Raw genomic sequence first — 12,937 nt, 5'->3', positions numbered from 1 at the left:
CTAACCTTCTTTTCTAAATAAACCGAATATGCCTGCAGTTTCAACAATGTTTGTAAATGCACTTGGATCTACTTGTTGTATTACTTTCTTTAACTCATATAGTTCATATCTCGTAATGACAATCATTAACATCTCTTTTTCTTCTTGTGAATACCCACCTTTAGCAGGCAATCGTGTAATACCTCTTGTGATTTGGTTATGTATAGCTTCTTTTAGTTTATCAGCATTTTTTGTAATAATAAATGCAGTCAGCTTTACATGACGTGTATATATCGCATCTATGACACGTGAACTTACGTATAAGGTAACTAGGGTATACAGTGCTCTTTCCCAGTCAAATAATAACCCTGACGTTACGACAATAAGAGCATTTAATACGAAAAAGTAAATACCTACGGGACGATCACTCTTACGGGATAAAATAAGAGCAATGATATCCAAACCACCTGAAGAAGCTCCAACTTTTAAGGTAACGCCTGCACCAAGAGCGAGTATCACCCCTCCAAAAACTGCATTTAAGAGGAGGTCTGAAGAAATTTCAATAATAGGAATGATTTCTAGAAAAAACGTCGTAAGAACTACATTAATAAAACTATAGAGTGTAAAAGCTTTTCCAATCTTGATCCACCCTAAGACCGCTACTGGTATGTTTAAGAGTAATAATAGGATCCCCGTTGATAATGGGACGACAGTTGCGATAAGCTGGGCTACCCCTGTGAAACCGCTAGCGAATACATTGGCGGGAATTAAAAAGACGTTTAACGCTATTGCGATTAGAACTGCACCAACGACATTTACTATTAATTGTTTTGCAATTTCCATTCATTCACCTACTTCTAAGTGCTACTTGTAGTTTTAACTTATACTGTATAGATTAAACACTAAACAAAGACAAAGCCCACCGAAAATCAGCGAGCTTTGTCCTTTGTACGTAACATTTGCAAGTCAAGCCACTCAACTAATGATAATATTCCTTCTCTAGAAACTTTATGATCAGCTAATGAATCGCTCATAAATGTTACGTTCCTTTCCTTTTCTGGTAATGTCTGTTGTGCTTTCACAATAAATTGTTTTGTCATTGAATATGGGACAACATCATCCTTCTCCCCGTGCCAAATGAACAATGGTTTATGCTGGATTTTATGTAATTGCTTACTCAGATCAAAATGGGTTAATACCTTCATTTTCTCTTCAATTTGACTTAATAATCGATCACTTACTTTATTTTGTTTTTCTAGCAAGCTCATATGCGTCTTTGCAAGTTCTTCATAGTTAGGACAGCCCATCAAAGAAACTCCAGCCCCGATCCAATCATATTGCGTTAACGCACCGAATGTTACAATTCCTCCCATAGATGTACCTGCTAGAGCGATTTTTCCACTCTTAATGAGATCTCTTTTTTCAAGTTCTTTTTTTATTTCACCAATTTCTTGAATACTTTGTAGAACAATATCCCAAAATTGTAATTCTCTTTGCTCAAACGGAATATTACTTTCACGTTCGCCATGATGCATCGCATCGGGTAGTACAACTCGAAAGCCTTTTTCAGCTAATAGATACGCATAGTGAAGGTTATGTTCTTTTGCACTGGTATAACCATGCTCAAATAAAACAAGTGGTAAGTTGTGGTGAAAGTTTTCAGCTTTAGCTACATGTAATGTTGGAATTGAAGCTATTGTTTCATGAACAATTGAGAACATAATAACCTCCATGAATGGAATTGTGGATTACATATTTGTTATTTATATTTTATCGTATATCCATCATAAGGAGAAACAAAAAGAGCTGAAATCTTTCAGCTCTAGTTATTTTGAGAAAGCTTTTTCTTTTTATAATCATCAACTTCTTCATTGTACCGCTGCACGGCATACAAAGCTCCCTCACTAACCATCGTGTTATCATTTACGTCATAAGGGTCTGGATGTCCGGCATTTTTATCAATCTCAATTGAGTTTGAAGAACGACTTGTACGCAGCTTATTTTTAACCTTGTTGCGTTTACTTTTATCGTTTAAGGCGTAAATGACAGTCCCTAGTGCTCCTGCCGCTACTGCTGTGGTCATAACTTTTCCAATCATTTATTATCCCTCCTAGTGAGTTATTACTTATCTAATACCCACATGAAGAATCGTTAAACATCCGGATGATTTCATATGGCATGGATACAATAAAAAAGAATCAACAATGAGGGAGTGAATCAAATGTCTGTAACAAAAGATGATGATAAAAAGAAAAAAGATAACAATGCCAAACTTCAGCAAAAGAACAGCCTTCGTGAGAAGAATGCTGCGCACGGTAAAAGACAATATTCAAAAAAGACAGATCACCTGTAAACAAATATAAAAAAGAAAGGACGACCCAATGTGTCATCCTTTCTTTTTTGTCATTTTAATTTCTAAGTAAGGAGTAACAAGGTTTTAGTAAAAACCCTTATTTATAAAGCTCCTTTACATCTGCGACAACTCGTTCCATCCCTGTTGCAAGCTCACCTTGCCAAGCAAGCATACCACCTGCATAGTTAGATACCTTCTCAAACCCGCGATCTTTGAAAAACAGCGCTACATTTTGACTTCTATTACCACTACGGCAAACGAAAAGATACTCTTTATCCTTGTCAAACTCTTCTATTAAAGCTGGTAAGTTATGCATTGGAATGAGAGGAATATTTGCAATATGTCCTTCAACATATTCATCGGGTTCACGAACATCAATAACGATTGGTTCTGACTTTCCCTCATTTATAATTTCCTGCAGTTCATTAAATTCAACTTGTTTAATACCATCGACTTCGTATGACATGAAATCACCTCACCGTTAGAATTAGATAATTTTACCACGTTGCATCTCTTTACTCAATCGGATACCTTTTCAGCTTCCATAATCGGTAAGTATGACTGACAATCACTTTTCCGACTGCGTAGGTTGGTACAGCTAATATCAACCCTAATAACCCAGCAAAACGACTAGCTACTAACAAAAGTAATATAATCGTTAATGGATGAACGGACAATTTTCTTCCCATAACTTGTGGTGAGATTAAATTACTTTCTACTTGTTGAACAATAACAATAACGATAATGACAAGCAATACCATTAATGGAGAATGAAAAATGGCTACGATTACACTCGGTATTGTTCCGATCCAAGGACCTACAAACGGAATAACATTGGTGAACATGGCGACTAATGCTAACACAAGCGGATAATCAATACCGATAATGAGAAAACCAATATAACATAACACCCCAACACAAATACTAACAATAATTTGTCCTTGTATATAAGAACTTAAGGCCGTGTCCATATCACTTAAAATGTGTCGCCCTTCCTGTTGTTGCTTCGTAGGTAATAAGCGTAACACTTGCTGTGGTGCCTTCTCTCCTTCTTTTAACATATAGAACAGCACAAACGGTATGATAATCATAATAATAAGGATGTTCGTGATAAATCCGATAAAAGAAGCGACATTTGTCCCAATAGCTGAAACAATGTCATTTAAGTATTCAGCCAACCTTGATGTTAATTCTTCTACCGTATAATTTTCATTTTGCTGAAACCTTGCAACCCATTCATTTTCTTGTAAAAGAATAAGGAGATCTCGAATTTCGTTAACAAATAAAGGCATATTTCGTACTAAACTGTTAAACTGACGCTGTAATTCAGGTCCAATTAATAATACGAGTATTGTGACAATAGAGATTGCACTTAAATATAAAATTAAAATTGAAATTCCCCTTGGTATCCATCTCGACAACAGATTGACAAACGGACGAGACAAATAATATAACACTCCTGCAATAATAATCGGTGCAAATAATGTCTGAACAAGAACCACAATCGGTCTAAAAATAAATTGTACTTTGGACCCCAAAAAGATGATTAAAAAAACTAGAATAACTCCATAACAAAAATAGAAAAATTTGCCACGAGGCATATTCTCACCCCATATGTAAAATAGTGCTAACAACACCCATTATATCACTTAATCGGATGGATTTAGCAACTTACTATTATAATTCACTTTATAAAATTAATTTAAACTACATTTAACAGTGGGCAATAAGTATGTTTCATACCATCTTTTACCGGGTAACAAGTTTAGTAAACCTTTAAAGAATTTGGAGGGATACTGATGAATAAAAATGTAGATGTACAAAAGAAGAACATTGAAAAAAAAGAAAATTCTAGTATGGTTGTAGCAACTTTTATTAAATACTTTGCCTATATTGTTATCTTCTTTGGGTTTCTTTGGTTTCTTGTTCAATTCGTACTTCCTCTTTTTCAAAACTAGTAGAATACAACACTGGTGTAAGCTCCACTCTAGTAGGGCATACAAGAGACTATACACCAAAACTTTTGGATTTGTTCGTTTAAAAGGATTGAATTTTATCCCCTATATTGTAAAATAGAGAAAAATTGGCTTTATTTCATCTACTAATAAAGTCAACGTATCAGAAGTAGTAAACAATCATTGACTCTATCTACTTCTACTATATAGGGGGAACTATATGAAAAAAACATTACAATTATTGCTTGTATCCATCCTTACTGCTCTCGTTTTAACAGCTTGTGGACAAGGAGAAAGTCCGGTTGAGCCTGAAGAAAGTGGCAGTGGAATTGACTCAGATCACAATGAAGAACTAATTGAACAAGAAGAAATAGCTGCTGAAGAAGAAGTTGTTGAACCCGTTACAGAAGATCTGGAAACAAAAGATGAGGAAACTACAGAAGTAGTAACTGAAGATACGATCCATTCTGTTGAATTATATTTTGCTGATACTCAAGTTGAGGAAATGTATAAAGTAGAGACGACAGTTGAAGCTGCAAAAGACGAAGTTTCTGTTAAAACGCTAGAAGCATGGATTGCTGGCCCTTCGAACCAGGAGCTAGTCTCATTAATACCATCTAACGTTAAAGTAGATTATGTGACAGAAATTGACGGGGTCGCTCACGTTTCATTTTCAAAAGAATTTCTTGAGACCAATGTAGGGTCAGGTCCTGAACAAATGTTACTTCAGCAAGTAGCACTTCTTATGAAGCAATTTGGCTATAATGAAACACAAATATTAATCGAAGGTGAAATTAGAGAGATGTTATTTGGACATATTGATACAAATGTCCCAATTCAAGCTATGGATCCGAACCAAATTGAGAAATTAACTGAATAATGACTTTTAAAATACGGTAGGATAATTTCTACCGTATTTTTTATGTATTTAAATTTGGAACACACTAAGTCTATAGTTAATGCCTGTATTATACTGAAACAAGGCATTTTTCACTAATAAACTATAATTTTCTAAAAATTCCTTAAATTTAGTAATTCTAAAGAAATTTGACAGAATACCATTCATATATATATATTATTAATGATTTGCTAAATATTATAAAAGGGGGCTTTTCTATGATGCAAATGAAAAAAATGCTATTTCTATTTGTGACTCTGTTAGCCATGTTAGTTTTTGCAGCATGTGGAACAGCAGACGAAGGTGGAGAAGGAGCTGGAGAAGGTGCAGCTGAAGATGCACCAGAAGTTACAGAAGACTTCAGAACAGATTTACAACTAGGAACAGGTAGTACAGGTGGTACATACTATCCACTTGGTACTGAAATCGCAACCGTACTAAATGCGAATGTTGATGTTGAAGGGTTTAATGCAAGTGCGATTGAAACAGGAGCTAGTGTTGATAACTTAGCTCGTATCGCTCGAGGAGAAATCCAACTTGGAATGACAGTTCACCTTCCAGCACTTGATGCTTTAAATGGTCAAGGTGAATTTGAAGGTATGAACGTTGAAAACTTCGGTTTCATGGGACACATCTATCCTGAAGTAATGCAAATTATTACTGTGGATGGAACTGGTATTGATTCAATCGCAGACTTAGCAGGAAAACGTGTTGCAATTGGACCTCCTGGTAGTGGTACACAAGCAGCAGCTAAAGCCATTCTTGCAGCTTACGGTATTGAAGATGGAGACTATAACTCTTTTGAAGAAGGTTTTGGTGATGCGAGAGATCGTCTACAAAACGGACAAATTGATGCATCATTCGGACTTTTAGGATTACCTGCAGGAAGTGTTACAGAATTAGCATTACAACGTGATGTTAAAATTCTTTCAATTGACGATGAGCAACTAGCTCAAATTGAAGCTGACAGCGGCTACTTAGGATATGAAATCCCTGCTGATGCTTATGAGTTCTTAAATGAGCCTGTACAAACTGTCACAGCTTATGCTGTATTAGTTGGTTCGACTTCGCAAATTAGCGAGGAACTAGGCTATGAAATTACAAAAGCATTATTTGAAAATGCTGGAAACATCACACATGAGCAAGGAAGACACTTAACAAAAGAAAATGCATTAAATGGAGCTGAAGGTTTACCACTTCACCCAGGGACTGAGCGTTATTTTGAAGAAGCTGGGTTAAACTAATAACAAATGCCCTAGAAGAGGATGACACAAATTAATCAGTGTCATCCTCCTTCTTGGCTCTATATCTTTATTAATACTTATAATAATTTAAGGAAACTACTAAGAAAAGTTTCACTTTATCTCTTTACTCGACAATATAATTTATGAAATTCTCGACGAAAAGGCAGGAAGCGTTCCTACCCTTCCGTCGAGAAATTTATTTATAAGGTGGTGACTTCCTTGGCAGAAAATAACAATAAAGAGTTGGAGAAAGAACAAGAACTTTTGGCTAAATATGATAAAGAATCAGCCTATAGGCAAGCTCTTGGCAAATGGGGATGGATTGTTGCAGTTATTGCCATTTCAATGACCTTCTTCCATTTATATACTGCCTTCGTTGGTCCTTATCGTTCGATGATCCAAGGAGCTATTCATGTTGGTGCGGGTCTTGCACTTATCTTTCTTCTTTACCCTGTAAAACGTACATTAATTCAACGACCTGGGGTTGCTTGGTACGATATTGTCCTTGCAGGACTGGCCTTGTACGTAAACTTTTATCTCGTATGGAACTACGAGCGCTTAACAACTCGGGCAATTGTCTTTGGTTTTGAAACAATTGACATTATCGTTGCTACACTAGGGATTGTATTAGTCCTTGAAGCAACTAGGCGTGCAGTTGGGTTACCAATTGTCATTATTGCTTCAGCAGCACTTGCTTACGGTGTATGGGGACAGGGAATTCCTCATTTTGGCCACGCAGGATTTGATTGGTCTGTTTTATCAGTAAGAATGTATTTTAGTTCAAGTGCTATTTTCGGTACTCCGATACAAATTTCATCAACATACATCTTTTTATTCTTGTTTTTCGGAGTCATGCTTGTTCATACAGGGATTGGAAAATTCTTTAATGATTTAGCATTTAGAGCAACAGGGAAGTATACTGGGGGAACAGGTAAAGCTGCGGTAACGGCCAGTGCACTACAAGGGATGGTTACTGGAAGTAGTGTTGCCAATACAGTTGCCTCTGGTTCATTTACAATCCCGATGATGAAGCGTGCCGGTTTTAGACCAGAGTTTGCCGCTGCTTCAGAAGCTAGTGCTTCTACAGGTGGGCAAATCATGCCACCAATTATGGGAGCAGCCGCGTTTATTATGGCTGAATATACAGGTACGCCGTATAGTCAAATTATTATAATTGCAATTATCCCAGCACTTTTATATTTCTCTGGTGTTATGATGGGTGTTCACTTTGAAGCCAAAAAACACAATATTTTAGGATTACCTAAAGACCAACTTCCTTCTGTTAAAGGTTTATTAAAGAAGCTAGATTTGATATTACCGCTAGTCGCCATTATCGGTATTTTATTAGCCGGCTATACGCCAACGTTTGCCGGACTTGCTGGTATTGCTACCGCTTTTGTTGTTAGCTTTTTCCGCAAAGATACTCGACTTGGCTTCTGGAAAATACTATACGTATTAGAACAAGGTGCTCGCGTCGCCCTTCCTGTAATTGCAGCCTGTGCCAGTGCGGGTATCGTCGTTGGTATCGTAACAATGACTGGACTTGGTGGTAAAATAGCTGGAGGTATTTTAGACCTTGCAGGTGGTTCATTTTTCTTACTACTATTCTTTACGATGTTAGCTTGTATTTTACTTGGAATGGGCCTTCCAACCACAGCTAACTACGTAGTAACGGCATCGATGGCTGCGCCTGCTCTAATCATGTTTGGAGTACCAGATATTGCTGCCCATATGTTTGTTTTTTACTTCGGAATCGTTGCTGATATTACACCTCCAGTTTGTCTAGCCGCCTATGCTGGAGCCGGTATTGCCAGGGCGAATCCAATGAAGTCAGGGGTTACCGCCTTAAAGCTAGCTATAGCGGCGTTTATCATACCTTATGCCTTTGTTTATAATCCTGTCCTCGTCTTACAAGATGCTACATTTGCGACATTACTGCCGCCATTAGTGACCGCTTTTGTTGGGATGATGGCCATTAGTGCCGGTATGATGAATTACTATATAACAAATCCAAAGTTAATTGAAAGAATAGCACTATTTGTTGCTGGAATTATGCTTATCTACCCTGGGAACTTAATGGTTTCATTCGGTGGTATAGGACTTCTCGTTGTAATTACTGTTGTCCAAACAATTCGCAAGAAAGCAACAGTTACGAATACTCAATCATAAATAAGAAAAGCGCAAGGTGCCCTGTTTAGCGACGTTCGGACTGGAGCCCACCGTATGAGATATAGGAAACACGGTGATCGCTAGTGAGCCGATGTTGACTTCTCGTAAGGAGGAGGGCGAAGTCTCGCTAGTCGCTGGGCGCTGAAGCTAGACAAAAAAAAGCGCAAGGTGCCTGCTTATCGGCGACAAGCGCTTCGGTCCAGCAATTAGTGTCTCTCCCTTTAGACACGTTTGCTGGACCGAAGCGACCTCGAGCCGATGGCACCTGAAGCTGGACATCTTCGAATTTTATACTTTCTTATCTCTTCATGAAAAAGAGGCTGTTTAAAAAGTACTGTATATTCGTAGCACAGTAACTTTTTAGCAGCCTCTTCATTATTCATCATAAAACACATCGAAGTTATCCCATAGCTCTTCTAGTTGATTTAAACGTTTTTCAACCTTTTCGTGATCTGAACGTGTGACAGCAGTGATTAGTGCACTTATAACACTGAATGGGGCGGAAAATGAGTCTATAAATGAATTGATTTCTGTTGCTGTAATAAGTGTTATATCACCATAAGGTACAAGCGGCGACATCAGGTGGTCTGTAATTACGAGAGTTTTGGCCTCTCGTTGCTTAACATACTTGAGTGCCTCGACCGTTCGTTTTGTATAGCGGGAAAAGCCAAAACCGATGACTAAATCATCTTTTTTTATGTCTAATAAATGTTCACTCATTCCATCAGATTGGCTGATCATTTCTGTATTTTGTAAGATAAGGTCCAAGTAAAATTGTAGAAACATTCCTAAACTCGTTGCACTTCTATAGGCAATAATATAAATTCGATTGGCTTTTTTGATTTCTTGTACAGCTTGCTCAAAATTTTCAGGACTGATCTGATGTAATGTATTCTTAAGATTCTGTATATCGTCGGATAACACTTCTTTTAGAGAATTTTCAGGTGCATCTTTTTCATCCGTCGTTTTCATAAACACTTCAGCTGATGTCCATTTCCTTTTTAATGCATCTTGTAAATGTCGCTGAAAATCTGGGTAACCTTTGTAGTTAATAAAAACAGCAAAGCGAATAACGGTTGCTTCACCCACCCCAACGTTTTTAGCTAATTTAGAAGCTGTTAGAAACGGCGCAGTTTCAGTATTATTAATAATGTAATTTGCGATCTTTTTTTGAGATTTACTCATATTGCCGAGATTATCTACAATTCTTTGGTATACATCACTTTGAAGCATAAAACCTCATCCCTTTGAGTATCGACGCCCTCCGTACAACCTTTTCAGTACTTTTTCATAAGCAGATATTGTCATCTCTACTTCCTTCAGTGTATGAGCAGTTGACATACTATAGCGATTTAATGGTTTCGTATAAATCCCTTCCGCTAATAAATATAAATCGATCTCTTTTCTTGTCGCTAGATCGGTTTTTTGAAGGTCCCGATAATTTAGAATTTTATCTTTCTCAGTCAATATTACACTAAATATTGACCCAGTGCCAACCGCCTTCATTGGAATATTATAGGATTTGAATAACCTTTCTAATCTTATTTTTAATTCATCGGTTAGCGAAATTACACGATCCATTTCTTTTTCTAAGATTTCGATCGTTCTTAGCCCTGCTGCTAAAATGGTTGGATGACCATTATACGTTCCACTATGAAATAGAACCTCTTTAGCTGAAGAGTTTTTACTTTGGCTCGTATCGAAAACATCGGCCGCAATCGTTGGAGCGCTTTCCATCATAATTTCCTTCTTTCCGCCGACAATACCAATTGGATATCCCCCACCGACAACTTTTCCTAACGTAGTTAAATCAGGCTTTACATTAAACAACTGTTGTGCACCACCAAGTGCTAGTCGGTAACCTGTTTTAACCTCATCAAATATTAATACAATCCCTAATTGTTCGGTTAGATTTCTAAGTTGATGTACAAAATCATTTTCTGCCAAAATAAAACCGCCTTGAGCAGGTTCCAAAACGAGTGCACCTATTTCATCCTTATTTTCCCTTAAGATCTTTTCACATGCTTTAAAATCATTAAATGGAAGAATGATTGTATTTGTTTGATGAAAGGTATCCATCCCTTTTGACTCCATAACTGCCTTTGGGTTCATAGCGTCTCCTGCATCCTTTAGATCCGGATTTACACTTAATAAAACTTGGTCATAACCACCGTGATAGTGCCCTTCAAATTTTGCTATTTTTTTCTTTCCTGTATATGCTGCAGCAAGTCGTAAGGCAAGTTGTGTAGCTTCAGTCCCTGAATTGGTATAACGTAATAATTCAATACTTGGATAGTGTTCTTTGATTTTCTTCCCCATCGTTATTTCAAGTCCGTGTGGAGTCCCAAACAGATTGGTTCCATCTTTATCTAATTGTTCAACAACAGCTTCTTTAATTCTTATGTCACCATGTCCGAGCATAAGTGCCCCGTAAGATAGTAAATAGTCAATATATACATTACCGTCTAAATCAGTAACATATGCACCATTTGCCTTTTCCATCACGATTGGATAAGGTGCAAAATACTTAATGTTAGCAGTCACTCCTCCTGGCATTACCTCTTTGGACTGCTCAAAAAACTCATAAGACTTTTTTGTCCTCTTTGACAGCGCTACAATCGGATGGTGATCAACTCTTCTAATAGCCAAGGTATTTTCCCCCAAACTAAATTTTCACTTCATGTCTTAAGAAATATGAAGGGTACAATTCATGATATACTACTTTAAAATCATGAATTATTTTATTCATTTGTATATATTATGAAATAAAAACTTCAAAAATGAATATTCCTACTACATTTGGGCCTGTAATTTAGCCTATTTTAACTTGTTTAATTACAGTTCTTACCTATCCAATCCAACTCAGTGTATGAAATTTTACATTCATCTATCTTTTTTTTGCGATGTCAACCTTCATTAGAAGCATTAACTGTATACTATTTGAATTAAATCCTTCATTTTATTTATATCTCTAATCATTTCTTTCTTTTTTGACGTATTTCTACTACCCTTGCTATAATATTGCTAGAATACTAATATTGGAGGTCGATAGTTGTGGCTCAGCCGAAGTACATTATGAACATTGACAAACTTGAGCAAATTCCAAAAGAGGAAAGAGAAAAACTGAAGCAAATCACTGATAAGTTTGTCTTTAGGGTTAACGAGTACTACTTAAGTTTAATTGATTGGAATAATCCGAACGATCCTATACGGAAGTTGGTCATACCGAACGAGAACGAATTAGATGAGTATGGGCGCTGGGATGCTTCCGATGAAGACACCAACTACGCAGTTCCTGGGTGTCAGCATAAGTATAAAACAACAGCATTACTTATCTGTTCAGAGGTTTGCGGAGCGTATTGCCGATATTGTTTCCGTAAACGTTTATTCCGTAACGATGTTAAAGAAGCGATGTCTGATGTAGATCCTGGTTTAGAATACATTGCCAATACACCAGAGATTAATAATGTTCTACTTACTGGTGGAGATCCATTAATTCTTGCAACTAAAAAACTTCGTTATATTCTAGAAAAACTACGTGCAATCGATCACGTTAAAATTATCCGTATCGGTTCTAAGTTACCTGTATTTAACCCGATGCGTATTTACGAAGATGAAGAATTACTTAATTTAATTCGCGAATTCTCAACACCAGAAAAACGAATTTATATTATGGCACATATTAACCACCCCGTAGAAATTACTGATGAAGCGAGAAAAGGATTCCAAGCTCTTCATGATGCTGGTGCCATTGTGGTCAACCAAACTCCAGTATTAAGAGGAATTAACGATGACCCAGTCGTTTTAGGTGAATTACTAGATAAACTATCTTGGGCTGGTGTAACACCGTACTATTTCTTTGTAAACCGCCCAGTTGCTGGAAACAAAGATTTCGTATTATCACTAGAAGAAGTTTATAATATCGTTGAAGGCGCGAAAGCTCGCACATCTGGTTTAGGTAAACGAGTTCGCTTATCAATGAGTCATACATCTGGTAAAATTGAAATTTTAGCGATTGAAAATGGAAAAGCCTATTTAAAATATCACCAGTCACGTGATAATGAATACGGTAAATTTATGGTGCTAGACTGTCCTAAGGATGCTGCTTGGTTTGATGATCTACCTGGAAACGAGCAGTATTGGACTAAGCCAACAAAGAGAACGGATAAAGTTATTTCTGTTAATGAACTCCCCGATGTTCCAACAGGAAAAAAGAGTAAAGAACTCGTTAAGTAAGCCAAAAAGGCTGACAAAAACTGTCAGCCTTTTTGGCTTTTTCTAAGATTTTTTTACTATTCGACAAAAGAAGAAAATGATAGAATAGAACTATCCTTATTTT

13 protein-coding genes are annotated in these 12,937 nt (G+C 36.9%); 6 read left to right on the top strand and 7 right to left on the bottom strand.

Annotation, left to right across the window (positions count from 1 at the left end; all coding sequences use genetic code 11):
- The 3 genes from ACNSTQ_RS05885 to ACNSTQ_RS05875 all read right to left on the bottom strand — a co-directional run bounded on the left by ACNSTQ_RS05885 (position 1) and on the right by ACNSTQ_RS05875 (position 2,077).
- Entirely contained in the window at positions 1-822 is an 822-nt protein-coding gene (locus tag ACNSTQ_RS05885; protein ID WP_418198918.1) for a YitT family protein, read from the bottom strand.
- Positions 823-908: 86 nt separating this feature from the next.
- Positions 909-1,700 (bottom strand): serine aminopeptidase domain-containing protein, encoded by a 792-nt coding sequence (locus ACNSTQ_RS05880; RefSeq protein ID WP_418198917.1) that lies wholly within the window; start codon positions 1,698-1,700, stop codon positions 909-911.
- Positions 1,701-1,801: 101 nt separating this feature from the next.
- Positions 1,802-2,077 (bottom strand): hypothetical protein, encoded by a 276-nt coding sequence (locus ACNSTQ_RS05875; RefSeq protein WP_418198916.1) that lies wholly within the window; start codon positions 2,075-2,077, stop codon positions 1,802-1,804.
- Positions 2,078-2,200: 123 nt separating this feature from the next.
- Between ACNSTQ_RS05875 and ACNSTQ_RS05870 the strand changes: the two genes are divergently transcribed.
- Entirely contained in the window at positions 2,201-2,332 is a 132-nt protein-coding gene (locus ACNSTQ_RS05870) for a DUF3941 domain-containing protein (RefSeq protein ID WP_418198915.1), read from the top strand.
- 97 nt (positions 2,333-2,429) lie between these two features.
- Here the strand turns inward: ACNSTQ_RS05870 and ACNSTQ_RS05865 are convergent, their stop codons facing one another.
- Together ACNSTQ_RS05865 and ACNSTQ_RS05860 are read right to left on the bottom strand one after the other, a co-directional pair.
- Complete coding sequence (locus ACNSTQ_RS05865) at positions 2,430-2,798, bottom strand: rhodanese-like domain-containing protein (protein ID WP_418198914.1); 369 nt, start codon at positions 2,796-2,798, stop codon at positions 2,430-2,432.
- 49 nt (positions 2,799-2,847) lie between these two features.
- Entirely contained in the window at positions 2,848-3,933 is a 1,086-nt protein-coding gene (locus ACNSTQ_RS05860) for an AI-2E family transporter (RefSeq protein WP_418198913.1), read from the bottom strand.
- Positions 3,934-4,131: 198 nt separating this feature from the next.
- Between ACNSTQ_RS05860 and ACNSTQ_RS05855 the strand changes: the two genes are divergently transcribed.
- From ACNSTQ_RS05855 to ACNSTQ_RS05840, 4 genes are all read left to right on the top strand, one after another.
- Complete coding sequence (locus tag ACNSTQ_RS05855) at positions 4,132-4,290, top strand: hypothetical protein (RefSeq protein ID WP_418198912.1); 159 nt, start codon at positions 4,132-4,134, stop codon at positions 4,288-4,290.
- A 217-nt stretch (positions 4,291-4,507) separates the two neighbouring features.
- Positions 4,508-5,167 carry a GerMN domain-containing protein gene (locus ACNSTQ_RS05850; protein ID WP_418198911.1) on the top strand — a complete coding sequence of 220 codons (660 nt, stop codon included), beginning with the start codon at positions 4,508-4,510 and terminating at the stop codon, positions 5,165-5,167.
- A 236-nt stretch (positions 5,168-5,403) separates the two neighbouring features.
- A complete protein-coding gene (locus ACNSTQ_RS05845; protein ID WP_418198910.1) occupies positions 5,404-6,429 on the top strand; it encodes a TAXI family TRAP transporter solute-binding subunit in 1,026 nt (341 codons plus the stop codon).
- A 219-nt stretch (positions 6,430-6,648) separates the two neighbouring features.
- On the top strand, positions 6,649-8,598 hold the full coding sequence (locus ACNSTQ_RS05840) for a TRAP transporter permease (protein WP_418198909.1): 1,950 nt from the start codon (positions 6,649-6,651) through the stop codon (positions 8,596-8,598).
- A 375-nt stretch (positions 8,599-8,973) separates the two neighbouring features.
- On the opposite strand, the gene ACNSTQ_RS05835 is transcribed toward ACNSTQ_RS05840, so the two are convergent.
- Both ACNSTQ_RS05835 and ACNSTQ_RS05830 read right to left on the bottom strand, forming a co-directional pair.
- Complete coding sequence (locus ACNSTQ_RS05835; RefSeq protein ID WP_418198908.1) at positions 8,974-9,831, bottom strand: MurR/RpiR family transcriptional regulator; 858 nt, start codon at positions 9,829-9,831, stop codon at positions 8,974-8,976.
- Positions 9,832-9,837: 6 nt separating this feature from the next.
- Entirely contained in the window at positions 9,838-11,247 is a 1,410-nt protein-coding gene (locus ACNSTQ_RS05830; protein WP_418198907.1) for an aspartate aminotransferase family protein, read from the bottom strand.
- A gap of 405 nt (positions 11,248-11,652) precedes the next feature.
- Here ACNSTQ_RS05830 and ACNSTQ_RS05825 point away from each other — a divergent pair, with 405 nt between their 5' ends.
- Positions 11,653-12,834 (top strand): KamA family radical SAM protein, encoded by a 1,182-nt coding sequence (locus ACNSTQ_RS05825; RefSeq protein WP_418198906.1) that lies wholly within the window; start codon positions 11,653-11,655, stop codon positions 12,832-12,834.
- Positions 12,835-12,937: the final 103 nt, after the last annotated feature.

Origin of the sequence: Alkalihalobacterium sp. APHAB7 (assembly GCF_048323755.1) — a bacterium.
In the GTDB taxonomy this organism is placed as follows: Bacteria; Bacillota; Bacilli; order Bacillales; family Bacillaceae_F; genus Alkalihalobacterium.
This window is presented reverse-complemented; position numbering and strand designations above follow the sequence as displayed.

Excerpts from the sequence above, each read along its gene's own strand:
- ACNSTQ_RS05885 (WP_418198918.1), bottom strand. The coding sequence starts at position 822 with ATGGAAATTGCAAAACAATTAATAGTAAATGTCGTTGGTGCAGTTCTA.
- ACNSTQ_RS05880 (WP_418198917.1), bottom strand. The coding sequence starts at position 1,700 with ATGTTCTCAATTGTTCATGAAACAATAGCTTCAATTCCAACATTACAT.
- ACNSTQ_RS05875 (WP_418198916.1), bottom strand. The coding sequence starts at position 2,077 with ATGATTGGAAAAGTTATGACCACAGCAGTAGCGGCAGGAGCACTAGGG.
- ACNSTQ_RS05870 (WP_418198915.1), top strand. The coding sequence starts at position 2,201 with ATGTCTGTAACAAAAGATGATGATAAAAAGAAAAAAGATAACAATGCC.
- ACNSTQ_RS05865 (WP_418198914.1), bottom strand. The coding sequence starts at position 2,798 with ATGTCATACGAAGTCGATGGTATTAAACAAGTTGAATTTAATGAACTG.
- ACNSTQ_RS05860 (WP_418198913.1), bottom strand. The coding sequence starts at position 3,933 with ATGCCTCGTGGCAAATTTTTCTATTTTTGTTATGGAGTTATTCTAGTT.
- ACNSTQ_RS05855 (WP_418198912.1), top strand. The coding sequence starts at position 4,132 with ATGAATAAAAATGTAGATGTACAAAAGAAGAACATTGAAAAAAAAGAA.
- ACNSTQ_RS05850 (WP_418198911.1), top strand. The coding sequence starts at position 4,508 with ATGAAAAAAACATTACAATTATTGCTTGTATCCATCCTTACTGCTCTC.
- ACNSTQ_RS05845 (WP_418198910.1), top strand. The coding sequence starts at position 5,404 with ATGATGCAAATGAAAAAAATGCTATTTCTATTTGTGACTCTGTTAGCC.
- ACNSTQ_RS05835 (WP_418198908.1), bottom strand. The coding sequence starts at position 9,831 with ATGCTTCAAAGTGATGTATACCAAAGAATTGTAGATAATCTCGGCAAT.